This window comes from Carnobacterium divergens (genome assembly GCF_900258435.1).
Taxonomy (GTDB): Bacteria; Bacillota; Bacilli; order Lactobacillales; family Carnobacteriaceae; genus Carnobacterium; species Carnobacterium divergens_A.
On record NZ_LT992558.1, the window covers coordinates 2,306,995 to 2,332,639 of the forward strand.

A 25,645-nucleotide genomic window follows, 5' to 3' on the forward strand; every position below is an offset into this window, starting at 1 on the left:
TTGAAGCTTCTTTTTTAGTTGTCTATTTGTTGGAACCAGTCATTTTCTAATAAATGAATCGCTGTTTTCACTTCATTGATTTTTTGACGTACTGCAGCGTTTTCTGGTTTTGTTTCTAGTGTGTCCGTCAATTTTGTCAATTCAATCGTTTTCTCTTCTAATTTCATTTCAATCGTAGCTACTGATAATGTTCTTTTTTTGTTTGAAAGTGGAATTGATCCAATTGGAGGTTGTTGTTTTCGTTTAGTCGTTGCCCACTGATAACTGCCAGGGTACATCGTTAGGCCCTTTTTATCTAACCATAATGTTTCATTCGTTACTTTTGCTAAAAAATAACGGTCATGGGAAATTGCAAAAATGGTTCCTTGATAATTAGACAGGACGTCTTCGATTACTTCTCTGGTAGAAATATCTAAATGATTGGTTGGCTCATCTAATATCAAGAGATTCGTTTCTTGTTCCATTAAAATGGCTAAACGTAATCTCATTCGTTCCCCGCCACTCAATTGCCCAACTTTACGAAAAACATCGCTGCCAAAGAATAAAAACGTCGCTAGAAATTGTCTAGCTGCTCCTTCTTCCATGCCGATTTCTGAACGGAAGGTCGCTAATACCGTTGCTTCTTCTTTTGGAAAACTAATTTTTTGAGGCAAGTAGCCTATTTTTACGCCTTCGCCGATTTTTATTTTTCCTTTATCAGGAGCTATTTCTTTTAAAGCTAAACGTATCAAGGAAGATTTACCGGTGCCATTTTCACCTACCATTCCTACTCGCTGTTTCCATAGTAAGGTGAAATCAAGTTCTGTAAATAAGTGTTTCTCACCAAAAGCTTTACTTACATTGTGAAAGCTTAAAACTTTTTTTCCACTTCGTTGTGTGACCTCTAAAGTAAGTTTAACTTTTTCTTTTTCCATAATTGGCTTAGCTAGCTGTTGAATTCGTTGCACCCTTTTTTCTAAGCTTTTAGCCTTTTTGAACATGTCTTCGTTGCCACTTTCATTTCCCCATTGTCGGTAACGGCGAATGGCATCTTGAAGTTTTTTGATTTTCTTTTGTTGTTCTTGGTAATCTTTTAATTCTAGTTCTAGCTTCTTTTGTTTTTGAATTTTATAACGACTATAGTTGCCATTAAAAATACTCACTTCACTGTCTTCAAGCTCGTAGATTTGCTCCACTACTTCATCTAGGAAATGGCGGTCATGAGAAATAATAACCACGCCACCGCTGTATTCTTTTAGATAATGTTCTAACCATTCGATTGCTTGTAAATCCAAATGATTGGTAGGTTCATCTAATAATAATAAATCAGGATTTTGTAGCAGGGTTTTGATTAAACCGACTTTGGTTTGCTCGCCTCCACTTAATTGATTGAAGGTTGCTTTTAAAAGTGTTTCTATTCCTAGACCTGTTGCTAGTTTTTGGATTTTGTAATCTAACTCATATCCACCAATTTCAATAAACTCTTCTTGTAATTTCCCGTATTTTAAAAGCAGAGAAGCCATTTTATCTTCATCAGTTTCTGTTGCTAATTCACACTCCATTGACGTTAAGTCCGTTTTCATTTTGATAAAGGTTGGAAAGCTTTGTTCAATTACTTGGTAGACCGTTTGATTGGGTAGCGCTACAGGCAATTGTTCTAAATAGCCGATTTTCAACCCCTTTTTTCGGATGATTGTTCCACTACTAGGGAATTCTATGCCGAGTAAAAGTTTAAATAAACTTGATTTCCCACTCCCATTGTCTCCAACTAAACCGATTTTTTTATTTTCTGGTATTGTAAAGGAAAGTTCTTCAAATAAGGTTAAACTTCCGAAGGTTTTTCCGATTTCTTTGACTGTAATAAACATGATGTTACTCCTTTGTGCCATCATCTTTATCTTTTATTGCAACAAAAAAGGACAACTGGAGACGATTCTCCACCTGCCCAACTGACTTCCTAGTTACAGATTATTTCTGAATTAGGGAAATAAAAGACAAGTTGGCAAATTATTTTTAATTGAATTGTTGAAATTTTGGGCAGACTTATCCCTTGTTTGCGCAACATTAAAAATAACGGCATGGCAGAAACTAACAAATAAAATTGTAAAATCAATCATTCCAACTAAATTACCACTCATCTTTTATTCACCTCCATTTCATTTATTAAAATTAGATTAACACAACCTGACCTTTATCGCAACTTTTCTTTGATATGTAAGGAAATGTAACACCAAGATAGCACTTTTATAAAAAAAATTTCACTAAAAACTTTACAAACTGCTTATTTAGCCGATATAATAGCTCTATCATTAAAATATAATGAACGTATTCTAATAGTTTCTTTAGATTATCGACTTAATAGAGGAGTGATTTCATGATTGAATTTAAAGAGGTTGAAAAATATTACGGCTCATTTCACGCCTTGAAAGACATTAATTTAACCGTACAAAAAGGGGAAGTTGTGGTTGTAATCGGTCCTTCTGGCTCTGGTAAAAGTACGATGCTTCGCTGTATTAATGGGTTGGAAGATATTACAGAAGGGCAGCTTTTGATAAATGATGTGGATCTACATGGTAAGGGAACAAATATGAATCACGTTCGTAAAAACCTAGGCATGGTCTTTCAGCATTTTAATTTGTACCCTCATAAAACAGTGTTAGAAAACATCACACTTGCACCAATCAAAGTCTTAAAAAAATCAAAAGAGGATGCCACTAAATTAGCAGAAACGTTGCTTGAAAAAGTCGGCATGTTAGATAAAAAGGATTCCTACCCTTCACAATTATCTGGTGGTCAACAGCAACGTATTGCGATTGCAAGGGGTTTAGCTATGCAACCGGAAGTAATGCTGTTTGATGAACCAACGTCAGCACTTGATCCTGAAATGATTGGGGAAGTTCTTGAGGTGATGAAAAAATTAGCCCGTGAAGGCATGACGATGGTTGTTGTTACCCATGAAATGGGCTTTGCAAGAGAAGTGGCTGATCGCGTAATTTTTATGGCAGATGGGCAAATTTTAGAAGATGCAAATGCGATTGAATTTTATGAGCAGCCAAAAGAAATCAGAGCACAACAATTTTTAAGCAAAATCATTAATCATTAATTAAAGGAGGCATTTGCTGATGAAACAATTATTAAAAAAAGGCGCTCTCCTCTTCTTGATGATGCTCGTCTTAACGGCTTGTGGCAAAGCAAGTGTTGCGAACGAGGACATTAAAACAAGAATCAAAACCAGTCCAACGATTGTTTGGGGAGTAAAAACAGATACACGGCTTTTTGGTTTAATTAATATTGAATCTCGTGAAATTGAAGGCTTTGACATTGATATTGCAAAGGCCTTAACAACAGAAATGCTTGGTAAGAATGGAAAAGCGGAGTTTGTAGAAGTTACTTCTAAAACAAGAATCCCCTTGTTAAAAAACGGGAATATTGATGCCATTATTGCTACTATGACGATTTCTGACGAGCGTAAAAAAGTAGTGGATTTTACAGATAGCTATTTTGATGCAGGGCAATCTTTGTTAGTCAAAAAAGGCAGTCCAATCAAAAGCATTGCGGATTTAAATGCTAACACAACGGTTTTAGCGGTTAAGGGCTCCACTTCTGCTATAAATATTCGAGCAAAGGCACCTGAGACAAAAGTATTGGAATTAGAAAATTATGCAGAGGCTTTTACTGCCTTGCAATCTGGCCAAGGTGACGCTATGACTACAGATAATAGTATCCTTTTAGGGATTGCTGAAGAAAATCCTGATTATGAACTTGCCGGTGGGAACTTTACTGATGAGCCTTATGGGATTGCCATTAATAAAGGGCAAGAACCTTTCCTAAAAGAAGTGAATCATGCTTTAGAAACAATTAGAGCTAATGGAACTTATGATAAGATTTATCAAAAATGGTTTCCTAAAAAATAATTTAAGTGAGGTGACGCGTAACTATGGGTACAATTCTTTCAACTTACTCAACGCCTTTGATTGAAGGTTTTAAATATACACTTTATGCAAGTTTGCTTGCATTGCTTTTTAGTTTGATTATTGGAACGTTGATGGCTATTTTTCAACTCTCTCATAAAAAATGGGTTCAATACCTTGCAAAGGCTTATGTGGAATTTTTCCGTAATATTCCGTTATTGATTATTGTTATGTTTTTCTACGTGGTTGCCCCTTTGTATTGGTTTCAATTGAATGGCTTTACTGCGGGAACCATTGGGCTAACTCTTTATACTTCTGCTTTTATTGCTGAAACGGTTCGTGCAGGAATTGAGAGTGTTCCAAAAGGTCAATTAGAAGCTGGGCTTTCTTCTGGTTTCACCTATTCCAAGGTGATGTGGTACATTATTTTGCCCCAAGCCTTTAAGATTGTCATTCCCCCACTAGGCAATCAGTTTATTAATCTAGTAAAAAATTCCTCTATTTTAGCGATGGTTGCAGGTCTTGATTTGATGTATCAAGGGGATTTGATTGCAAGTGAAACCTTTAATACCTTTGATACGTATTTGATTGTTGGTGGGTTTTATTTGATTTTAACATTGCCTTTGTCTTATTTGATGAAACATATTGAAAAACGTTTAGAGGTTAAACATTAAGAAGGAGGAGAGTTGATTTGAACTTTATCGAGGCTTTTTCATGGATCAATATTCGCTTCTTATTAGATGGTTTATGGGTCACAATTATGGTCGCTGTCTTGTCGATTATTTTTAGCTTTGTCATCGGCGGGATTGCAGGTCTGATTCGTTTTATGAAAGTTCCATTTATTTCAGCGATTGTCGGTGTTTTAATTGATATTATCCGCAATTTGCCTTTGTTGTTGATTATCTTTTTTACTTATTTTGCATTGCCACAGGTTGGCATTCGTCTAAGTATTTTCTGGTCAAGCGTGGCTGCTTTAACTATTTTTGAATCGGCAATGCTCTCTGAAATTATTCGAGCGGGCTTAAATGCCGTTCCTAAGGGGCAAATGGAAGCTGGTCGTTCGACTGGGTTGACATATGGTCAAACACTTTGGTCGATTATCTTTCCACAGGCCTTTCAAAAGATGCTTCCGCCGATTGTCAGCCAATTTATTTCATTAATTAAAGATACGTCTCTTGCTGTTATTATTTCTTTACCAGAATTGACTCATAATGCAAAAATTATTTACGGTCAAGATACAACAGCCGTCTTACCGATGTTTGCTGCTATGACATTCTTGTATTTTATTGTTTGTTTCTTACTTTCCCGTGTATCGAAACGACTTGAGCTGAAACTTCAATAAGTATCTGTTATTTGAACAATAAATGATTCGTCGTTTATTGTTCTTTTTTTTTATTTCAAGTCAGCGAACTAGCGTTCTAAATTAAAAAATGCTATAATTTTGTTTACAAAAACATTAAAGGAGGGATGAAATGATTCGCTTTGAAAACGTCTCAAAATCTTATTCTCCAGGAAAACCTGTTGTTTCGGACTTAACTCTTGAAATTAACGAAGGAGAATTTTTTGTCTTGATTGGTCCTAGTGGAAGTGGAAAAACCACTACCTTAAAAATGATCAATCGCTTAATTCCATTAACAACTGGTACGATTCGAATTCAGAATAAACCGATTAGTGATTATACGATTCATGAGTTGCGTTGGAATATTGGCTATGTCTTACAGCAAATTGCTCTTTTTCCAAATATGACGATTGAAGAGAACATTACAACTGTACCCGAAATGAAAAAATGGTCAAAAACGCAAATGAAGGAACGAGTAACAGAGTTGTTAACGAGTGTGGGCTTAGACGCTGAAAGTTACCGTCACCGTTTGCCTTCTGAATTATCTGGTGGTGAACAACAACGTGTGGGTGTTTTACGAGCAATGGCGGCTGACCCAGATATTATTTTAATGGATGAGCCCTTTAGTGCACTGGACCCTATCAGTAAAAAGAAGTTGCAAGAAGATGTGGCGAAACTTCATCAACAAGTTAAAAAGACGATTGTCTTTGTGACTCATGATATGCAAGAGGCTTTAAAGTTAGGCGATCGCATTTGTATTATGAAGGAGGGGCATGTGGAGCAAATCGGGACTCCTGATGAAATTTGTCAGAATCCTAAAAATGAGTTTGTTCGCGAATTTCTTCAATCTGGGAATGTAGCTGTTACCACTTCTCAAACCGTTCAAACGTTGATGGCTATGAATCATTTTTCAACATCACCTTTAGCACTTGAAGAAACGGAGGCTTTAGTGGTCACAAAAGAGACTTCGGTTGATGACTTGATTTTAGCCTTAACAAGATTTCCAATTGTTCAAATCATAGAGAACTCCACTTACTTAGGTAAAATCACTCATCAAGACTTCCTTGCATTTCTAAGTTCTGGTATTCAAAAAGGAGGGACAGATTGATGATGACGTTGATCGAAACATTTCAAGAACGTAAAGAAGATTTAGCAACGGCTCTCCTTCAACACATTCAAATTTCTTTTATTGCCTTGTTGATTGCGGTTTTAATTGCACTGCCTTTAGGAATTTATTTAACTTCTCATAAAAAAATTGCGGAGCCGATTATTCAAGTTGCGGCTATTTTCCAGACAATCCCCTCTCTTGCCTTATTAGGCTTAATGATTCCTTTAGTAGGAATTGGAACGTTGCCTGCTGTGATTGCGTTAGTCATTTATGCACTCCTTCCAATTTTGCGAAACACGTATACAGGAATTGCGGAGGTTGATCCTTCTCTTGTTGAAGCAGCAAGTGCGATGGGGATGAATCGTTGGCGTAGCCTATACAAGGTTCAAATTCCAATTGCTATGCCTGTTATTATGGCAGGAATTCGAACAGCGATGGTCTTAATTATTGGTACGGCCACCTTAGCGGCTTTAATCGGTGCTGGTGGTTTAGGAAGTTTGATTTTACTTGGCATTGACCGAAATAATCATCAATTAATTTTACTGGGGGCAATTCCTGCTGCTTTGTTAGCTATTATTTTTGATTATTTATTACGGATTTTTGAACGTATCTCCTTTAAAAAAAGCTTGATTACTTTGGGCACCTTAGCAGTCGTTATTCTAGGCTTTATTTTAATCCCGCTTATTAATCAACCTCAAAAGGAAGTTGTCATTGCAGGGAAATTAGGTGCTGAACCAGAAATTTTAATCAATATGTATAAATACCTCATTGAAGATGAAACGGATTTGAAGGTTACGTTAAAACCAAATATGGGGAAAACTAGTTTTTTATTTAATGCATTGCAAAAAGGCGATATTGATATTTACCCAGAATTTACTGGGACGGTTTTAGAGACCTTCTTAAATGAGCCTTCTAAAAGTCATGATGAAAACCAAGTCTATCAACAAGCTAAGACCGGACTGGATAAGCAATTTAAAATGGCGTATTTAGACCCGATGAAGTACAATAACACTTATGCTTTAGCGGTTTCTCAAAACTATGCAAAAGAACATCAACTATCCTCTATTTCTGATTTACAAGCAGTTAGTCATACTGCAAATGTTGGATTTACTTTAGAATTTGCTGACCGCAATGATGGGTATAAGGGAATTCAAAAATTATATGATATTACCTTTGATCGTTTACAAACGATGGAGCCTAAACTTCGTTACTCTGCTATCGAAGCTGGTGATATTCAAGTGATTGATGCCTACTCAACAGATAGTGAGCTGGCTCAATACAAGTTAACGGTCTTAAAAGATGATCGACAGCTCTTCCCTCCTTATCAAGGCGCGCCATTGCTTTTAAACAGCACGCTGGAAAAATATCCAGAATTAGCAGATGTTTTAACTAAGCTAGGTGGAAAAATAACGGATGATGAGATGCGGAAAATGAATTATGAAGTGAATATTAACAATCAATCGGCAGCTACTGTTGCGAAAGAGTTTCTTCAAAAAGAAGGATTGTTGAAGTAACGAGTAGTTGAATTAAGAAAGAATCTTTCATAGTTGGAAGGTTCTTTTTTTCTACAAAAAAATATCTACGTGTATTTAGATTAATTTAACGTGCAAATGAACCTAACTCTCCGTATAATAAAAGTCAAAGAGGTGGATGGAATGATTCGGATTTTAATTGCAGATGACAATGTCTTTATTACAGGTGGAATGGCGATTGTGTTGAATTCTTATGATGATATTGAAGTGGTTGGTACCGTTGCTAACGGGCAAGAAGCCCTTGATTATTGCTTGAAAACGCCAATTGATGTTGTGTTAATGGATGTTCGGATGCCTATTATGGATGGTGTGGCAGCTACACAGAAAATTGTTCAACAAACACAGACAAAGGTATTAATTTTAACGACTTTTGATGATGATGATTACATATCGGAAGCTTTGGAAAATGGCGCAAAGGGTTATTTACTTAAAAATAATGATCCTGATGTGATTGCTCAAACCATTCGGAGTGTTGCATTGAACCAGCATGTCTTGCAAGAAACAATTTTTGAAAAATTTAGGCTGCAATTAAAAACAAATCAGAATGAGGCGTTGTCGCCTACGATTGACTTGAGCCCGTTTACTACTCGAGAAGTTGACATTATGGCAAGTATTGCCAAAGGCTTGTCTAATAAGGAAATCGGTAAAGTTTTGTTTATTTCTGATGGAACTGTTGCCAATTATATTTCAACGATTCTTAGCAAAACGGGGTTGGCCCATCGGACACAGATTGCGATTTATTTTTTAACTGGGAAGATTGGTGAATGACATGGTTTTGAATCATAAATTGATTTTTCAGTTGCTTTTACTTTTTGCTTTAGGGGCTTTTCAAGAAATGCAACACTTTCAACAATTTGGCTTCTTTTTATTAGGATGCTTACTTTATTTTTCAATTAGTTTGCTTTTTTACAGCTGCAAAACAAAAAAACAGCAACAATTAGTAGCGCTTGGGTTACTTGTAAGTTTAGTTGTTTTTGGTACTTTTTGTTCTCAGCTTTTTTATTATTTAATACCGATTACAATAGGTGGTTATTGGGTTGATTTTGCTTTATTTGATCGTTTTACCTGGCTAACATTTTGCTTAGTAGGTGTCCCTTTTTTTATTTTTAAGGATTCCTTCTTGTTGATTGCAAGTTATAGTTTAGTCAGTTTATTGACTTTCTTTGTCTTATATTTGGAAGAGAACATTCAAACGTTAACCCTCCAATTACGTGATTATCAGCTTAATCAAAAGCAAGCCACTCAACGGAAAGAACAGCACGTATCTCAGCAACAACAGCAATTGCTTCAATTAGAAACACATAATCAGTTAGCCCATTTATTTCATGATGAAATTGGCCATTCTCTGACGGGGGCTTTGATTCAAATGGAGGCTGCGAAAAAAACAATGCGGGGGAACCCCAATCAATCTGAACATTTATTGAATAATGCTATTGCCATTACAAAGGAGGGCGTTGAGCAAATTCGGTTGGTTTTGAAACAGTTGAAACCGCCACAAGAAAGTTTAGGCATTCAGCGTTTAAAAGGAGATTTAACTGCTTTTTCAACAGATTATACGATTCAAACGTCTCTTCAATTTTCTGGTGATTTGACGGCTATTTCGCCTGTCATGTGGCACGTTTTTTCTCAAAATTTAAAAGAAGCTTTGACCAACTGTTTAAAATATGCACAAGCTTCCCGGATTGAAGTGGAATTGGCTGTTTACCATAAATTTGTCCGTTTAGAGATTAAGGACAATGGGATTGGAACGAAAGATTTCCAAGCAAGTTTGGGTTTGACTGGTATGGAAGAAAGAACTGCCCAACTTGGCGGAACGCTTTTAGTCGTGGGACATCCTCATTTTACGGTCACTACACTGATTCCATTGTCAACACATGAGAATTCTCATATCTAAAAGATGACTGATTGCACTAAGCAACGGTCTTTTTTTTTTGCTATGATAGAGCTATCACAACGGTAAGGGAGCGGATTGAAATGAATTGTATCGTTATCAAAGATTTATCAAAACAATTTGGGCAACATCTGGCTGTGGATAATCTCTCATTGACGATTGAAACAGGGGAAATTTTTGGTCTATTGGGACCAAATGGCGCAGGAAAAAGTACGACGATTCATATGATCTGTGGATTATTACAGAAATCAAAAGGCAGTATGACGATTTTAGGTCATGAACAAACTGGACAAAAAAAGGATGACATTAGAAAAAATATTGGCTTGGTTCCGCAAGATATTGCGGTTTATGATGAATTGACTGCTTATGAAAATGTTCATTTCTTTGCTGGTCTGTATGGTTTTCGTGGCGCTGATTTAAAAGATAAAGTTCTAAAGGCGCTGGCTTTTGTAGGGTTAACTGAACATATGAATGATAAACCTGCCTCTTTTTCTGGTGGCATGAAACGTCGTTTAAATATTGCCTGTGCGATTGCCCATGAGCCACAACTTGTTATTATGGATGAACCGACTGTCGGAATTGATCCTCAATCAAGAAACTACATTCTGGAATCTATCAAAAAATTAAATCAACAAGGAACTACGGTGATTTATACAAGTCATTATATGGAAGAAATAGAAGAAATTTGTACAACGATTGCCATTATTGACCACGGCAAGGTCATTGCTGAAGGGAGTAAAGAAGCCCTTAAGAGTATGGTAACGGATGTTCATAAAATTAGGATTGAAATTGGACAAGATCAAGGAGTCGAACTAAGTGATTTGGCTTTAATTCGCGGCGTTAAGCATGTTGAAAGAACCGGGGACTTTATTGAGATAACCTCTGCAATTGAAGTTACGAATTTAAACGTTATTTTAATTTACTTAATGGAGCAAACTATTGAAATTAAAAGTGTTGATGCTCAAAAAATTAATTTAGAAACTGTCTTTTTAACACTAACGGGTCGAACGTTACGAGACTAAACATTTTATTGAAAGGAGGAATTGAAAATGTCTATTTTTACGATTGCGTTAGCTGAAATCAACTTAACGCTACGTGAGAAAAGTGCGATTGTCTATATGCTCGCTTTGCCTATTTTTTTAATAACCGTTTTAGGACTTGCCTTAGGTGGTAGTTTTGATCAGAAAGTTCAAGTAGAAGACATTAAAATTGGGTACACGATTACAGAAGCTCAGCTTCAAGAACCTTTTACTGCGTTTAGCAAGGACGTTGAAACAGCTCATTTTGCTTTTCAAAAGGTTTCGTCTTTAGCTGATGGAAAAAAGAAAGTTCAAGAAACGGAGTTAACTGCTGTTGTTGACGTTGGGAAACAAGGATTAATTCTTTATTATGCGGATACGTTAAGTGATTTTTCTAAATCTGTCATTGAAGGTTATTTGAATGGATTTAGTGGTGAATTTCAATTGATGGCGACACTAAACCAGCTAACGCCAGAAAAGGCTGCATCCTCCTCTACTATTCCACAAGCCTCCACTGTTACGATTGCTACAACAGGGATTGCTGGAAAAAAAGCGGAAACTTCTATTCAATATTATTCCATTGCGGTTATTGCAATGATGATGCTTTATGGATTGCTTTATGGCTCGTCGATTTTAAGTTCTGAAAAACGTTCGCATACGTTGAGTCGGATTTTGATGACCCCTATTACTAAAGCTCACTTATTTGCTGGAAAATTAATTGGCTGTATTTCACTTCAAGCCCTCTTTCTAGCAATTACAATGCTTTACAGTCGCTTTGTTTTTGATATGAATTGGGGGCCTTATGGGTTGGCTGTCTATGGTCTTTTCTTGCTGGAAATGATTGGTGCAGTCTCACTTGGTTTATTGTTTGATGGGATTACAAAGGGAAATTCTCGTGCCTTAGCTAGTCTATTTTCGGTTGTCATCACTATTTTTTCAGCTATTGGTGGTGCGTACTTTCCGATTTCTGACACTCATACGTGGAAAAATATTTCTCCTGTTGGTTACATTTCAACAGTGGTTAAACAAGCGGTTTATCAAGATAACGTTAGCGACCTTCTGCTTCCTGCTAGTGTGTTACTTCTGATTAGCTTTGGATGTATTTTTGGCTACGGACTATTGACTCGAAAAAGGGAGGTGCTGTAGATGAAACAATTGGTTTGGTTAGTTACTCATCACTTTAAAAATGCTTTTGCGAATAAACGAAAATTAGTGACCTATGTAGTATTTCCGCTAGCTTCGATTCTATTTGTACTTGTTTTAAACTCCATTTCTAGTGGGGAAACGGTTCCGGCCGCTTATGGTGTTATTTATCAAGAAGATACTCCTGCTGGCAAGCAAGTAATGGAATGGATGAAGGATAGTGGTAAAAAAATCACGGTGTATCAAACAAAACGTGAGGCAGAACAGTCTATTGTTGAAAATAAAAATACGGCGTTAATTCTCTTTAAAAAAGGCTTTGAAGCTTCTTTAGCAAAAGGAGAAATTAATGACCTTGAGATTAGCTCGATTCAAGGAGATGTCGTTAATACTGTGCTTAAAAGAGAATTAACGACCCACTTAAATCACTTGATTCCATTAATTGCTGCTAGTCAACAGGGTGCTGATTTTAACTCCTTACTAGCGGACTACCAAAAAAATGCGTATCCTGTAACTGCCAAAAAGCTTTCAACTACGAAACAAACAGGACAACTGCTTAGTACGGCTATGTTAGGCGTTTTAACCTTTTTCTTACTTTCTTCTGCTGGGAATATGAGTGATTTTATGGCTAAAGAAAAAGAAGAAAAAACGTTTTATCGTTTGTTAAGTACGCCGATTAAAAGTAGTACGTATAGTTTAAGTACGATTATTGCAAATTTCTTATTGATTGAAGGACAAATTTTTCTGACGTTGTTTGTGATGAAATTTTTGGTACAGATTGATCCTGGTGTTTCTTATTTTGTTTTATTTTTGATGCTGAGTTTATTTGGATTGGTTGCGGTTAGTTTAACCTTAGTCATTTTTTCTTATAGTACCAGTTACCGTGTGATGAACTCTATGAAGATGTTTATTTTCACTGGCAGTAGTATGTTGGCCGGGATGTTTGTTCCGATTGAATTGATGCCTCGCTTTATGCAAAAAGTCGCTCACCTTTTCCCTCAATTTTGGTTGATTGATGGTATTAAAAAGATTCAAAGTAGCGGCTTGTTAAGGGACAGTCTGCTGAATATTGCAATCTTAGTTGGCTTTAGTAGTTTGTTTTTTTGCTTAGCTATTTATCGTCAGGCTAACAGTGAACAAGAAAAGAACTTTGTGTAAGGATAAAGCCTAGTCGCTTCGGTGACTAGGTTTTTTATTTTTAGTGACAACAATTTTCAAAAAAAAAGAAAGAAATTTGAACATCTTCCTGTATACTATTTAAAAAGGGGGTTTGTAAATGAACAATCATTCTGAACAAAATGAAAAAAAGGGCTTGCTATCTGGTATTGGAGCTTATCTAATATGGGGTGTCTTGCCATTATATTGGAAGGCTTTAGGAAGTGTGACACCTTTATCGGTTTTATCTTATCGAATTATTTGGTCGTTTGTTTTTATGTTAGTGGTCTTACTCGTAACTAGAAAATGGCGTAGTTTTAAAGAAGAAGCCTTAACGGTTATGAAGGATACCAAAAGACGTCGTGCCATTATTTTAGCAGCATTATTAATTACGGCTAATTGGTTTATTTTTATTTTTACTGTCACGAGTGGCAATGTTGTTGAAGCCAGTCTAGGTTATTATATTAATCCTTTAGCAAATATCTTGATTGCGACTCTCTTTTTAAAGGAGCGTTTAAGTCGAGTTGAAAAAGTGGCTTGCGTGTTAGCTACGATTGGTGTGGTTGGACTGGCCATTCAAACTGGCGCCATTCCTTGGGCCGCTTTAGCCATGGCGACTACTTTTAGTCTGTATGGGTTAATCAAAAAGCAGGCCTCTGTAAGTTCTTTGACAGGTTTAACTTTGGAGACTAGTATTATGGCTCCTATTGCGATGATTTACCTGTGCTTTTTTGCACCAGCTGGTTTTATGAGTTACTCCCCTTCAATCAATTTATTAGCAATCGGTGCTGGTGTCGTGACGGCGATTCCCTTATTTTTATTTGCTGAGGCTGCTAAAAATATTTCTTATATTTTACTTGGTTTTTTACAATATATTGGCCCAACACTGATGTTGATTTCAGCGGTCTTTCTATTTAATGAAACGTTTGCGGGTCCACAATTATTAGCCTTTGGCTGTATTTGGTTAGGGATTTTATTGTTTACGATTAATAATTTAGTCTTGCTTCGAAAACGGTATCGTTAGGAGTAGTTAAATAGTGCTACATTTTTAGTGAAAGTTGCTCGTAATCATGTTCTTTTTTATGTATTGGTTGCGTTTTAAGAGTAACAATCGCTACTTTCATTTACCTATAAAAAATACTTTCTACTTAGTGAAGACAGTTGTCTCCTAATGTAGAAAGTATTTTTAAATTATTTTTTACTTAAGAAAATCTTTGTACGCATTTAAAAAATAAGTGCGATTTGGTTCTGAAAATGAATACATCGCAAACCATAAATCATCTTTCATCTTTAAAAGAAGCTCCTCATTGACAACTACGTCACCATTACTATCTTCTTCTTTAGTGATTTCTTCCAATATATCGAAAACTTTGTCTTTAAACCTATTTTCTGGATTATAGTCTAGTTGCTTATTGTCTAATCCATATTGAGTCATAGTAAAATTATTTTCTTTTTTAGATAAATCTAAAATTTCTTCATTACTCTTCAAACGATTTTTAGTCTCATCGTGGAAAATTGATAATTTATACCCTATTTTAAAAGGAATTATTTCTGTTCCTACACTAGCTTTGGTTCCTTGTATTTCTTTAGTATAAACAACTTGATCCTTCGTATCGCGTACTTCAATTGCTACATATTTTTTTCCACTATAATAACTATGTGGATTGGCAGATAACATAGTTAAAGCTGCTTGTTGCTCTCTTAGATTTGTTGATAATTCAGCAAATTTGCGATCATTTAAACCTAAAAATTGAATTGATTGATTCACTAGATTACTTGTTTTGATTTCTCTATATTTATTAAATTTAATTGTTAACTCATTTTGATTTTCTTTAACGAACAAATAGGGTTGATCCATTTGGTATTTTTGCTGCTCGCTGTTTTGAAAAATCATTGTATAAACGCCGTTTGGAATACTTTCAATCGTTATTTCTTTACTATTTAGCTTAATTTCTTTAACAATTTTTGAACCTTCTTTTATTAAAAGCGATTGATTCTTAAGTTCTGCTATATCAGGTATATCTATTGTTAAGTGAACCGTTCCTTTTAATCCTAACGGCGCAATGTCTTGATTATCTACCATTTCAAAATTTGAATTGATTAAAATTTCTGGATCAACTAGAGCTCTTGCTGCAACTAATTGTGACTCTGGTACAATATCTGCAAGTGAGGCCGTCGCTTGGTACTCTTTTTTACGATTTTCCATTGCTTGGGTTTCTTCAGTTGCAACTTGCCATTTATTAAATACTGGTGTAAAGTCATATCCACTTACTTCACCATAATATTTATTCATTAAATCAGGTAATTTGTAATTAGCTGATTTAAAATCAGCTTCACTTGCCAATCTTCGATATTCTTGATTCATTTTTATAAAAGCATCATTTCCTGCTTTTTGCTTCATCATGGCTAATAAAATCAAGCGAAAACGATGGTTTTCTGTTGATGAATAACTTTTACCGTCTTTAATCATTGCTTGATAAAGGTTTCTTTCTACAATCTCTTTGCCACCTTCAAACATCCAGCCTTTTTTATCGGCTTCTTTTCCATATTGACTGTATTGAAAATCAGCCGCATATAAATTATTTGAAACTTCTCCAGTATACATCCCTTTCCCATCAAACCCAGCTTGATAACCATGTCCGATTTCATGAAGTGCACCCCAGCTGTTTTTTTTCAGCCACATTGAAACAGAATTTGACGTACTTGCAGTCCAATTACTACTATAGTACGCTCCGCCAGCTCCATTTTTATCCGCTTTCATAAAATAGCGATTTTGGTTAAGTTTATCTGTTTCTGTATCTTTGGGATCTAACCCAAGCATTTTATTGTAATGTGTAAATATTTCTTCATAATACGTAACTAATTCATTAATTGAAGTAAAATCTTTTAATTGACGAACGGCTTCTTTATCCAATTTTGGAATAAATAATTGAAAACTTTTACTTTGGATTAAAGCAAATTCTCCATCTTCAGCATCCCACTCTTCAAAAAATTCTTTTTCTGTTGTTTTTTGATTAAAGACAGACAACATCTTAAATTTACCTGTTATTTCATATTCAACCGTTGCATTATTTTCCCCATAAGGCGTTTCAATAAATGGTACCGCACTAGCATCTGTCTTGACTGATACCCATTCCGTTCCTATTTTTGAAGACTTTTCTGTTTTAGAATCATTTGTTAATAATCTTAAAGTCACATCTCCTTTGAAGTTTGGATTTTCTTGTCTAATTTTAATTGTTGTATTCGGTTCTAATATCACGCCTAAATCTTGTCGGTCATGGTATTTTCCTTTGCTAGTTCCTGCCTTAAATAACCATGTTGGTTCTTCAATACTATAAATTTCTTCTCCTAATATAGCATCTGGAACTGACTCCCCTTCAGTTGCTGCTTGCGTTTGGGTACCTCCTAGTAAAAGCGTTACTAAACAAACCAAACTTGTTACAATCCATTTTTTCATATTTCTTCCTCCTTTTTAATTTATCAGTTTAGCACATAAAAAAAGCGCTAACATTAGAATTAAATTAAAATAACAACAGTTAAAATAACAGCTAAAATTATAGCTATAGATAAAGTTTAATGTCTAAATTACAAGCGCCAAACTAGCAGAAACTCATGATTATTCCTGTTTTATTCAAATGTTATAGTTAATAAGCTTTTTCTTTTTTTAATAAATAATTAGACTATTTTCGTTGTAAAACCCTTCTACGATATTTTAATAGTTGATTTGTGAAATTAAACGAGACAATTGTTTCTCGTTTATGTAACTCAAAAATATTTCTAATTTGGTTGAGTTTGAAGTGTAAAAGTAAAACAGGATAGTTTGTTGATTTGGTAGTTTTTGAAAATTTACTTTTGGTGTAAATAAAGTAGGCATTATCTTTCTTTATTCGTTTGCTAAGGATTGTGTTTTCTTTTTTCTAACCTTACTTTATGATCTATCGTAATTTTAGCATGAGTGTCCACTAGGATTTATTTTTATTCAAAAAAGTAATTCGAATCATTTTCCTCTTCGGATTCATTATCGTCATTGCCACGATAATGCGGTTTCATTTCCAAACCATTCTGTTTGCTATCGTGGATAGTGATCCGATTTCCAATAGGTTATTTATTAATTCTTTGATTATTTTCTATTTTAGGTTGAAAAATTACTCGCGTTTCTTTATAATAGACGCAAGTAGGATAGAATCAAAAAAACTTTATATAAATAAAAAAATTGGCACTTTGAAGTTTGGCGGGAACCAAACTTTCAAAGCCTTGTAGAGACAGCAGACACTGCCCATACAAGTTGCCAATAGTCACTAACAACATGTGTTAGCTTATTTTATTGTACTCCATTTCTATGTACTTTTATAGAAGAACTTTTGTTCAAATGAGGGAATAAGATGGGTTGAGTGTTTTGTTTGGTGTCTATTGACGATTAGTATTGGGAATTTTTTCCTGATACTTTTTTTATTTCTATCCTACTTTGCAAAAAATAGTCTGAATCAAAAATAAAAAAATGGCACTTCATAGTTTGGCGGGAACCATGCTATGAAGCCCTGTATAAACAGCAGACACTATCTATACAAGTTGCCAATAGCTAGCACCGAAGCACTAGCTTTTTCATTGTACCTAATTTCCACTCTTTTTTCAATGAGAAGTCCGCTACTTTCTTTGCTAATCGCTATTTGGAACGGTATTGGTTGTTCGCCTTTAGCGTTTTTTATTTTGTGATTGGGACAAAAATGGGGGGATTTTTAATGATGGATTGGAAAGAAATTGATGGTTTGGTGGTTCGGATGGAGGAATGCTGTGAGGAAGCGTTAGAGCTGTCTCGTGGCGGTGAATTTGAGAGAGCGGAATACTTATTAGATGAGGCGAAACTTTTGGAGACAGCTGTTTTTGAGGCGTTTAATGGCTGGCACTTTTCGAATGGGGATATTGGGGTTGTGGGTATGGGAATGCACGCGTTGGGTTGCGATTAGGGAGGAGTATTTTGGGGTTGGAGAGGAGGATGGGGTTAATTAATTAAACAAAGAGTACAAAAATCTACCTCTTTAATTAGGATGATTTTTGTACTCTACTATTTAACTTATTTATTTTTGTTTAATAAAGTCATAGGTTTCAAGAGGAACCATATTAGCTAATTTCATCTCAATACTCACAATATCAGTATCCTTCCCATCTTTATCTTTGACTACTTCTTCTTTAGCCGTTTCAATTTTTGGATAGGCTCTACCTAAATAAATAAACTCACTTGCTTTTTTTACTTCTTTTTGCACAAAAGCATGGATTGCTAGGTCATTGCTATGATAATTGAGTATGGCTTTAACAGTAGCATCTTTCATTGTTTTCCTTGCCTTTGTATACCAAAGTAAGGTGTGGCGATCTATTAATTCATCTGCATATTTTACTTTATTCGCAATATCATCATCTTTATGATAATTAATAAAAATGGGACAAGTATTGTACTTCATTCGATATCCATAAATAGTAGATTGTTCATCATTTTCCCAATTTAGCAACCTACAAGCATCTTTACGGCTATAAACTTCATTATAAGTAAATACCTCTGATAAATCATAGCGCTCACTGCGTTTAAACGATGTTTGAATTAAGTCCACTACACATTTTTTAAACCAGCTATTTGTTTTTAATGACTGCTTAAATTCTTCTGATAGTTGATAAATATCATTTTTTTGTAGGATGATAGGAGTATTTCCATATTTCTCTCGTTCTTTTTCTACAAAAAATTCTAAATTAAACATTCGATTAACAGAATTTAGGGTATTCGTATCAACTGTATAATCGTACTGTTTCAACAACTGAGTGTACTCAAATAACGAAATATTATCTGATTCAATTAATTTATTTAGCAATATCATTTCATGATTTCTTTTACCGTTTAATAGCTCTTTAGATAAAAAAGTTAGACGTTTTGTTTCTTGCTCAGTTAGCTCAGGAATATCTTCTTTCATCCATTTCAAAAATTCAGGATAGTTCTTACGATAATTTGCAACTAATAATGGATCGATTGTGTCGTTTTCAATATAATCAAGTAATCTAGGAATTTTACCAATCTTATTTTTTAAATTCCGATATGCTTCTTTATAGTTTTTAGCACTATTTGAAGTCGATGTTTCAATGGATTGAAAAATTCGATTTTTAGAGATTTCATCAAAATTAATGGTTGATAAGCCCGAAATGTATTTTGTTCCCATAGTTTTTTTTCGTAAATCATTTTTATTTAATGAACTGTCACCTGTTAATGCGATTGGAATCAAATAATTGTTATCGTAATTTCCAATAAAATCAATAATCGTTACAAATTCTTTATTTGACGATTTTCTTAAGCCGCGTCCTAGCTGTTGAATAAAGATAATACTGGATTCTGTTTTTCGCAACATGACAACTTGATTAATAGAAGGAATATCGATTCCTTCATTGAAAATATCCACTGTAATTAGATAGTCCAGTTGACCATTTTCCAACTGTTTGACTGCTTTTTCACGCTCTACTATGGAATGAACTCCTGTTAAAGCTTTTGTTCTAAAACCTCTGTTGTTGAATATTAATTCCAATTCATTTGCTTCATCTTTACGACTACAAAATATTAAACCTCGAACAGACTCTCCAGAATAGCCATAATAATCCATTTTTTCAAGAATATAATTCATTCGTTCATTGCTTACTAATTGATTGAAAGTTGCCTTATCATCAATCGAGTGTCCATCAATTTGCAAATCTGTGATACCAAAATAATGAAAAGGACAAAGCATATCTTCTTTTAATGCGTCCTGTAATCGAATCTCATAAGCTATGTTGTAATCAAATAATTCATAAATATTGAAACCATCAGTTCGTTCAGGTGTTGCTGTCATTCCTAATAAAAATTCAGGATTAAAATAATCAATTATTTTGCGATATGTTTCTGCCCCTGCTCGATGAACTTCATCAATTAAAATATAATCAAACTCATTTGTTGCATATTTTTGTAGTGTCTCAGATTTAGATAGGGTTTGAATTGTTGCAAAAACATATTTTTCATTTGTGATTTTTTGGTTTCCTGAAAGTATTCCATAGTCACTATTGGAACCACCTAAGATTTTTTGATAGTCATTCATTGCTTTTTGTAGAATTTGTTCACGGTGCACAATAAAAAGTAAGCGTTTAGGCGAATATGCTTGAACATCAAAAGCAGATAAATAGGTTTTTCCTGTTCCTGTTGCTGAAATCACAATAGCTTTCTTTTTTCCTTCGTCGCGAATTTTTTGAATTTCTTGAATTGCTTGTTTTTGCATATGATTTGGGGTAATTATTTCAGTTTGATAACTAGCATTTTCTTCACTTACAATTTCTTTTTCAAGTACGAAGGGCGACAATGTGCTATCAAGCTTTTGTGTATTGATAATCGGCTGATAATTTAATTCATAGTTTTCAACCCACGCTTTTGTCAATGAAAAAGAGGCATTCCACATCGTATCAAAACTTTTTTTTATCGAATAAATTAAATCACCATTTAATAAAGAATTTATTTTTAAATTCCATTCACAGTTAACTTTTAGAGCTTTAATAGTTAAATTTGAACTTCCTAAAATCATGGTTTCATATTCTTTATGGTTAAAATAATAACCTTTCGCATGAAAACCTTCCATATTTGTGATACGAATTTCAACATTTTTTAACTTTAAAAGCTCATTAAACATTTTGGGAGAGTTAAAATAAAGATAGTTTGAAGTAATAATTTTACCCTTGATGCCTTTTTCTGCTAAATCAGAAAGAGTTGTTTTTAAAGCCATTAAACCACTTTCAGTAATAAAGGCTACTGCAAAGAAAAAATCTTCACAGGTATTTAACTCATCTAGCAATTCATTTAATACGAAGCTTCCATCTTCATTTTGATTAGCTAATAATTTGGCTTTATACAGTTCGCTGGATTCCTTCGACTGGTCGATAAAGCTGTGTTCCAAAGCAGATTGAAAATTCGATACTAGTGAATTCATTTATTTTCTCCCTTAATTAATTTTTCAATCGTTGGAACGTCAGCTGGTGCCCACTCTAATAAAGTTAATTTTTTAATTGGTAGCCATTTAATCATTTGATGCTCCGTTAATGTAGGAACTCCCTTTTCTAATTTACATAGAAATGTTGTCAAAATAACAACTCCAAAATCATATTCATAACGAGTTGTTGTGATTTTATGAGTAATAGAAATATCACATAATAATTCCTCTGTAATTTCTCGAGCTAAAGCCTGTTCTGGAGTTTCATTTTTTTCAATTTTTCCACCGGGAAATTCCCATAAACCAGCTAATGTTTTATCAAATCCTCTTTGTGCACATAAAATTTCTCCATTTTTTTCAATGACTGCACCCACTACGTTAATTTCTTTTTTCATCATTTATCGGTCCTTTGTTATTTGATTATGGGTTTATTATAACTGAATTAGAGAGTATATTGTAACTTTTTATTCAAAAATAAAAAATTGTATTATATTTTTATTAACTGTTCAAATCTATCGGGCACTCCATATAAATTGTAGGACTCATTTTATTTTCTATTGAAAATTGTGCCCATGATACTAATTTATTTTTTAATAATATTGATCCTAACTGTTTTAAATCAAATTTCTCATTTAAAACATTGTTTGTATGTTGAAAATTATTTATCGGAGTTTTATCACTTTTTTTTAGAGGTAATAACCAAATAATACTAGCTTTTTTTGAAAACGGAATATTTTTTAATTCATCAGTAGTTAATACTTTATTTAATCCTGATAAATTATAAGAACTTAAATCACTAATAGCCTCTATACTTAACATTGACTGTTCTAAACTATATAAAGATAATGAGGTTTTAATACCTTTTTTTACAGTAAATAACTCGTTTTTTTCTTTATGATATAGATCAGCCAATTCAAGTCCATTTCCTTTTATTATAAAACTATTGTCTATAGGTTTTATAAAATGCTTATGCACAACCTTATAATCATCACAATTTTTTTCTTGTAATTTAAAAATATAACTTTCCTCTTCTTGTTCAAATTCAATAGCCGATTCAGATAATTTATTTAATTTTAAATCTATTTGAGTTAAATAACTGTTTAATAATTTGAAATATTCTTTGTTAAAAATCCCCCAATAACCATTTTGAAGTAAATATTTCTTATCTCTATAAACTATTTCAGCATGCAATATGTCTTTTAAATCTAGTATATGTTTAATTGCATCATCACTACTTATTTCTAGCTGAACTACGTTCAAATCTGTTACTTTGTTGTCCAACAAAAATTTCTTAATGACATCAATATAATTTAATTTTTCATTATCTTCATCTATTAGTAAAGTTTCAGTTCTTAGTTTATTTGATTTTATAAACAAATTTACAGAAGTCTGTTCGTCTAAAATAAATAAACTATTTTTTATTTCAAAAATTAATGAAATATCAACAATGTTAGAATTCTTTTCTTCGTGGATAAATTCTGATAATAGCTTATTGTCTAGAATTAAAATTTTATCCTTGTCTTCATCTGATTTTGTAGAAAGTATTTTAAGTCTTGGAAAATCATTCAATATACGTCCTCGCAAAGCCTCTTCGATATCAGGGATTAATTGGCATATTTTCTTTGAAAAATTTTCTAATTCTAATGAAATATTAAATGCAATACCTGTACCACAATTTATTGTCTTTCCATATTTTTTTGGTAACTCTGGGTTTCCTGAAATATAAGAAAATGATTCTGTTGCTTTCGCAATTGCTCCATTCTTTCTTCGATAATTACTAATTTCCTTAAGCTTATTTTGTTGATAAAAGCTAACGTTTTTAATTTTAACATTGTCTTTTTTTATAGTTCTTTCAGCAAAATCAATACCAAAATTTGGATCAATAAGTTTATTGACCCTATGAAAACTTTGTCCAAATGACATTAAAAAAACTTCTCCATTCGCGTTATTATTATTTTTAATCATAAGAATCCCATCGAAAGTATGCGTTTCCATTGGCATGAAATCATCAAGCTCATTATTCAAAATATTAGAAAATAAAAACTGCCATTCAGATGCTGTTTTTATTTTTCGTTTTATAAATACTTTAATTGAAATACTTGCTAACTCCTCATCCTCCCCTATTTCATGTACAGGAAATTGTATAGGATCAAATTCATAATATATATCTTCAATAACTCTTTCCTTTATTTCATCATATTGTTCAGAATTCAACCTAGTTATTGTTTCATTCCAACTATAATTGGACTTAAAAATATTAAATTTCATAAAAGTACACCCTCTATTCTAATTTTTTTCCAAAAATTACCCATTCGCAAAATTTCAATTTTATTACTTCAAATGCTTTTCAAACATCTCATTAATTTGACCACAATTCCCTAATTGCTCAATTTCTTCAAATACTTTAAGAGGAATTTGATATTGGCGAACATTGCCGTAGGAAGTATATTCATCCTCCAACATAAATTTGCGGTCAGAGAAATTTCCAATCACCTTTTCATAGTGAGTTGAAACAATCGGCTTCACTTTATTTTTTTCTTCCCAAGCGGTGATCTCATCTACACTTTTTTCTTGTTTCCATCGAACGCCAAATTTTTTTTGCCCAGAATCTTTGATAAATTTAAGCATTAGTATGTCTTCTGGCGAAAGAATCTCTTTTTTTAATAAGGCTTCAATAGAATTTCCATTTATTTCTTCAGCAATTTCTTCTGTTAAAGTAGCTTTTGATCCATCTTCAAGAGAGCGTACTTTGCTATATAGGTGTTTAATGATTGATTCTTTATTGTAGTCTGAATAAATACCGCTAAAGGCTTGTTTGTATTCTTTTAATTTCTGAATTTCTTCTAAATCACTTTCTTGTGGGAAAGCCTCTTTTTTGAAATAGACCATAATTTCATTTGATTGCTTGTTTTCAATAAATTTACTGATTTCTTCAATCGCTCCTGATTTTGAATGTTTTGTTGGTGTGCCTAATTTAGTCCAAAATACACCTATTACATAGTCACAATCATTGACAATTTGTTCGTTGATAATTTCTTGTGGATCATTTTTTTCACTATAGGACGGTGTTACAGCACTTTCCCATCTAATAGGCAATAATATTTTATTTAAGGTATCTGCATACTGCAAATTCCATTCAAAAATAGCTCGCTCAATTTCATCTCGCTCATTTAGAACATCTGATGGAGACGCTATTAATACTTTTAAGACAGTTGCGTTAAAAGACATCGTTTTTCACCCTTCTTTTTTAAAATAATGTGTCATGCAGTTTTTTAGCGTAGCCATCTGTCATATTGCAAACGAAATCGACAGCCATTTTAAGCCGATAATACTCTCTAATGGATTCATCTGTGTAGCCCTCAACTTCTTTTTTATACAATGTTTTAGCGCTTTCAGAAATATTGTTAAATAGGCGTTCTTCATATTTATTCATAAATTGACCTGTTTTTTCATACTTTAATGTTACTGGCACGAATTCATCTAGCAATCGGCTCATAATGTTAAATCCAAGAACCTCTTGATCAAGGATTTCTTTCGTATTAAAAATATGTTTATGAGCAAATTTCTTTAAAGCATTGAATAATTTAATTTCATCACTCTCTTCTATCATTAAATCAGAAGTAAAATTACCATTCATAATTTTATTGTAGTTAGACACGAATACCTGACTTGCACTTTTATAAACTTTTTGCTGTGTTTCACGAATAAATCTTTGGAAAATTGCATTATCAGAGCTCGAATAGATGTCTTTAAATATTTTATCAGTGGATAATTTGGTTTCCTTTTCTAAAAAGTTTTTTATCTGATCAAAGGTATACAACCCATAACCATAAGCATCTTCGACATCTGAGAAGGTATACGAAATATCATCTGCAGCTTCTAATAAAAAAACTAATGGATGTCTTACAGTTCCTGTTCCTGTTGCTTCTTTAATTGCAAAAAATTCTGTCTCTTCAGAAAAAAAGTAACCTATCTTTTTTCTAAGTAAGTAGTCTTTGTTAACCTCCGCAGAAGTCGCTGTATATTTTATAACTGAATCAAGAACCGATGCGGTTAGTCTCATTCCATTCGCAGAACTTCCATTATAGTCATAAATTTTAGTTAACAATCGAATTGTTTGTGCGTTCCCTTCAAAATTTAAAAAATCAAATTGTTGTTGTGTTGATAATGAATTCCAACATTCTAATGTACTGCCATTTTTCTTAAACCAGATACGAATAGCTTCTTCACCAAAATGTCCAAACGGCGGATTTCCAATGTCATGAATCAAGGCTGCAGTTTCCATTAAACGATAAGAATCATTAAGCAAATCTACATTTTCTCCAGATTTCTTTAACGCTTTGATAACTTCTGTCAAGATATCTCTGGAGACCATCGCTACTTCCAAGCTATGCGTTAATCTCGTTCGAACAAAATCGTTGCGCTCTAATGGAAAGACTTGTGTTTTATCTTGCAGTCTTCTAAAGGCATCGCTTTTAACAACTCTCCTGTAGTCACTATCAAAAGCTGATATACATGCTGTATTTTCATAATCATAACTTAAAGAAGGGACTCTTTTATTGCTTACTAGTCTTTGCCATTCCATTTTT

At 33.6% G+C, this 25,645-nt stretch carries 21 protein-coding genes; 13 read left to right on the forward strand and 8 right to left on the reverse strand.

What is annotated here, in order from left to right; all coding sequences use genetic code 11:
* Positions 1–14: 14 nt before the first annotated feature.
* Both abc-f and CDIMF43_RS13635 read right to left on the reverse strand, forming a co-directional pair.
* Positions 15–1,847: a ribosomal protection-like ABC-F family protein gene (gene abc-f, locus CDIMF43_RS11640; protein ID WP_109842082.1), complete on the reverse strand. Its 1,833-nt coding sequence runs from the start codon at positions 1,845–1,847 to the stop codon at positions 15–17.
* Between the two features lie 111 nt (positions 1,848–1,958).
* Positions 1,959–2,117 carry a hypothetical protein gene (locus CDIMF43_RS13635; protein WP_156099050.1) on the reverse strand — a complete coding sequence of 53 codons (159 nt, stop codon included), beginning with the start codon at positions 2,115–2,117 and terminating at the stop codon, positions 1,959–1,961.
* Positions 2,118–2,353: 236 nt separating this feature from the next.
* Between CDIMF43_RS13635 and CDIMF43_RS11645 the strand changes: the two genes are divergently transcribed.
* From CDIMF43_RS11645 to rarD, 12 genes are all read left to right on the forward strand, one after another.
* On the forward strand, positions 2,354–3,082 hold the full coding sequence (locus CDIMF43_RS11645; RefSeq protein ID WP_074401790.1) for an amino acid ABC transporter ATP-binding protein: 729 nt from the start codon (positions 2,354–2,356) through the stop codon (positions 3,080–3,082).
* 19 nt (positions 3,083–3,101) lie between these two features.
* Positions 3,102–3,893, forward strand: a complete 792-nt coding sequence (locus tag CDIMF43_RS11650) for a transporter substrate-binding domain-containing protein (protein WP_074401789.1) — start codon at positions 3,102–3,104, stop codon at positions 3,891–3,893.
* 23 nt (positions 3,894–3,916) lie between these two features.
* A complete protein-coding gene (locus CDIMF43_RS11655; RefSeq protein ID WP_109842083.1) occupies positions 3,917–4,564 on the forward strand; it encodes an amino acid ABC transporter permease in 648 nt (215 codons plus the stop codon).
* A gap of 17 nt (positions 4,565–4,581) precedes the next feature.
* Positions 4,582–5,232, forward strand: coding sequence for an amino acid ABC transporter permease (locus CDIMF43_RS11660; RefSeq protein ID WP_034568567.1), 651 nt, complete (start codon positions 4,582–4,584; stop codon positions 5,230–5,232).
* 130 nt (positions 5,233–5,362) lie between these two features.
* Positions 5,363–6,337 carry an ABC transporter ATP-binding protein gene (locus CDIMF43_RS11665; RefSeq protein ID WP_109842084.1) on the forward strand — a complete coding sequence of 325 codons (975 nt, stop codon included), beginning with the start codon at positions 5,363–5,365 and terminating at the stop codon, positions 6,335–6,337.
* A complete protein-coding gene (locus tag CDIMF43_RS11670) occupies positions 6,337–7,851 on the forward strand; it encodes an ABC transporter permease/substrate-binding protein (RefSeq protein WP_109842085.1) in 1,515 nt (504 codons plus the stop codon). The genes CDIMF43_RS11665 and CDIMF43_RS11670 overlap by 1 nt, the downstream gene beginning before the upstream one ends.
* Before the next feature lie 141 nt (positions 7,852–7,992).
* The gene (locus CDIMF43_RS11675; RefSeq protein ID WP_109842086.1) at positions 7,993–8,637 is read left to right on the forward strand and encodes a response regulator transcription factor; all 645 of its coding nucleotides are present in this window, start codon (positions 7,993–7,995) and stop codon (positions 8,635–8,637) included.
* A gap of 67 nt (positions 8,638–8,704) precedes the next feature.
* Positions 8,705–9,763, forward strand: a complete 1,059-nt coding sequence (locus CDIMF43_RS11680; protein ID WP_162532945.1) for a sensor histidine kinase — start codon at positions 8,705–8,707, stop codon at positions 9,761–9,763.
* An 80-nt stretch (positions 9,764–9,843) separates the two neighbouring features.
* On the forward strand, positions 9,844–10,782 hold the full coding sequence (locus CDIMF43_RS11685; RefSeq protein ID WP_074401782.1) for an ABC transporter ATP-binding protein: 939 nt from the start codon (positions 9,844–9,846) through the stop codon (positions 10,780–10,782).
* Positions 10,783–10,809: 27 nt separating this feature from the next.
* Positions 10,810–11,925: an ABC transporter permease gene (locus CDIMF43_RS11690; RefSeq protein ID WP_109842088.1), complete on the forward strand. Its 1,116-nt coding sequence runs from the start codon at positions 10,810–10,812 to the stop codon at positions 11,923–11,925.
* Positions 11,926–13,077, forward strand: coding sequence for an ABC transporter permease (locus CDIMF43_RS11695; RefSeq protein ID WP_109842089.1), 1,152 nt, complete (start codon positions 11,926–11,928; stop codon positions 13,075–13,077).
* Between the two features lie 118 nt (positions 13,078–13,195).
* The gene (gene rarD, locus CDIMF43_RS11700; protein ID WP_074401779.1) at positions 13,196–14,098 is read left to right on the forward strand and encodes an EamA family transporter RarD; all 903 of its coding nucleotides are present in this window, start codon (positions 13,196–13,198) and stop codon (positions 14,096–14,098) included.
* 174 nt (positions 14,099–14,272) lie between these two features.
* Here the strand turns inward: rarD and CDIMF43_RS11705 are convergent, their stop codons facing one another.
* Positions 14,273–16,531 (reverse strand): putative mucin/carbohydrate-binding domain-containing protein, encoded by a 2,259-nt coding sequence (locus CDIMF43_RS11705; RefSeq protein WP_109842090.1) that lies wholly within the window; start codon positions 16,529–16,531, stop codon positions 14,273–14,275.
* A gap of 1,225 nt (positions 16,532–17,756) precedes the next feature.
* Here CDIMF43_RS11705 and CDIMF43_RS11710 point away from each other — a divergent pair.
* Entirely contained in the window at positions 17,757–18,038 is a 282-nt protein-coding gene (locus CDIMF43_RS11710; protein ID WP_135017071.1) for a hypothetical protein, read from the forward strand.
* A gap of 111 nt (positions 18,039–18,149) precedes the next feature.
* On the opposite strand, the gene CDIMF43_RS11715 is transcribed toward CDIMF43_RS11710, so the two are convergent.
* The 5 genes from CDIMF43_RS11715 to CDIMF43_RS11735 all read right to left on the reverse strand — a co-directional run bounded on the left by CDIMF43_RS11715 (position 18,150) and on the right by CDIMF43_RS11735 (position 25,641).
* Positions 18,150–21,056, reverse strand: coding sequence for a DEAD/DEAH box helicase (locus CDIMF43_RS11715; protein ID WP_109842092.1), 2,907 nt, complete (start codon positions 21,054–21,056; stop codon positions 18,150–18,152).
* Positions 21,053–21,451, reverse strand: a complete 399-nt coding sequence (locus CDIMF43_RS11720; protein ID WP_109842093.1) for a (deoxy)nucleoside triphosphate pyrophosphohydrolase — start codon at positions 21,449–21,451, stop codon at positions 21,053–21,055. The genes CDIMF43_RS11715 and CDIMF43_RS11720 overlap by 4 nt, the downstream gene beginning before the upstream one ends.
* A 103-nt stretch (positions 21,452–21,554) precedes the next feature.
* A complete protein-coding gene (locus CDIMF43_RS11725; RefSeq protein WP_109842094.1) occupies positions 21,555–23,324 on the reverse strand; it encodes a DUF6119 family protein in 1,770 nt (589 codons plus the stop codon).
* A gap of 63 nt (positions 23,325–23,387) precedes the next feature.
* Positions 23,388–24,284 carry a hypothetical protein gene (locus CDIMF43_RS11730; RefSeq protein WP_109842095.1) on the reverse strand — a complete coding sequence of 299 codons (897 nt, stop codon included), beginning with the start codon at positions 24,282–24,284 and terminating at the stop codon, positions 23,388–23,390.
* Between the two features lie 19 nt (positions 24,285–24,303).
* Positions 24,304–25,641 (reverse strand): deoxyguanosinetriphosphate triphosphohydrolase, encoded by a 1,338-nt coding sequence (locus CDIMF43_RS11735; RefSeq protein WP_109842096.1) that lies wholly within the window; start codon positions 25,639–25,641, stop codon positions 24,304–24,306.
* Positions 25,642–25,645 lie beyond the last annotated feature (4 nt).

Coding starts and splice junctions, on each gene's coding strand:
- abc-f (WP_109842082.1), bottom strand. CDS start 1,847: ATGTTTATTACAGTCAAAGAAATCGGAAAAACCTTCGGAAGTTTAACC.
- CDIMF43_RS13635 (WP_156099050.1), bottom strand. CDS start 2,117: ATGAGTGGTAATTTAGTTGGAATGATTGATTTTACAATTTTATTTGTT.
- CDIMF43_RS11645 (WP_074401790.1), top strand. CDS start 2,354: ATGATTGAATTTAAAGAGGTTGAAAAATATTACGGCTCATTTCACGCC.
- CDIMF43_RS11650 (WP_074401789.1), top strand. CDS start 3,102: ATGAAACAATTATTAAAAAAAGGCGCTCTCCTCTTCTTGATGATGCTC.
- CDIMF43_RS11655 (WP_109842083.1), top strand. CDS start 3,917: ATGGGTACAATTCTTTCAACTTACTCAACGCCTTTGATTGAAGGTTTT.
- CDIMF43_RS11665 (WP_109842084.1), top strand. CDS start 5,363: ATGATTCGCTTTGAAAACGTCTCAAAATCTTATTCTCCAGGAAAACCT.
- CDIMF43_RS11670 (WP_109842085.1), top strand. CDS start 6,337: ATGATGACGTTGATCGAAACATTTCAAGAACGTAAAGAAGATTTAGCA.
- CDIMF43_RS11675 (WP_109842086.1), top strand. CDS start 7,993: ATGATTCGGATTTTAATTGCAGATGACAATGTCTTTATTACAGGTGGA.
- CDIMF43_RS11680 (WP_162532945.1), top strand. CDS start 8,705: ATGCAACACTTTCAACAATTTGGCTTCTTTTTATTAGGATGCTTACTT.
- CDIMF43_RS11685 (WP_074401782.1), top strand. CDS start 9,844: ATGAATTGTATCGTTATCAAAGATTTATCAAAACAATTTGGGCAACAT.
- CDIMF43_RS11690 (WP_109842088.1), top strand. CDS start 10,810: ATGTCTATTTTTACGATTGCGTTAGCTGAAATCAACTTAACGCTACGT.
- CDIMF43_RS11695 (WP_109842089.1), top strand. CDS start 11,926: ATGAAACAATTGGTTTGGTTAGTTACTCATCACTTTAAAAATGCTTTT.
- rarD (WP_074401779.1), top strand. CDS start 13,196: ATGAACAATCATTCTGAACAAAATGAAAAAAAGGGCTTGCTATCTGGT.
- CDIMF43_RS11705 (WP_109842090.1), bottom strand. CDS start 16,531: ATGAAAAAATGGATTGTAACAAGTTTGGTTTGTTTAGTAACGCTTTTA.
- CDIMF43_RS11715 (WP_109842092.1), bottom strand. CDS start 21,056: ATGAATTCACTAGTATCGAATTTTCAATCTGCTTTGGAACACAGCTTT.
- CDIMF43_RS11720 (WP_109842093.1), bottom strand. CDS start 21,451: ATGAAAAAAGAAATTAACGTAGTGGGTGCAGTCATTGAAAAAAATGGA.
- CDIMF43_RS11725 (WP_109842094.1), bottom strand. CDS start 23,324: ATGAAATTTAATATTTTTAAGTCCAATTATAGTTGGAATGAAACAATA.
- CDIMF43_RS11730 (WP_109842095.1), bottom strand. CDS start 24,284: ATGTCTTTTAACGCAACTGTCTTAAAAGTATTAATAGCGTCTCCATCA.
- CDIMF43_RS11735 (WP_109842096.1), bottom strand. CDS start 25,641: ATGGAATGGCAAAGACTAGTAAGCAATAAAAGAGTCCCTTCTTTAAGT.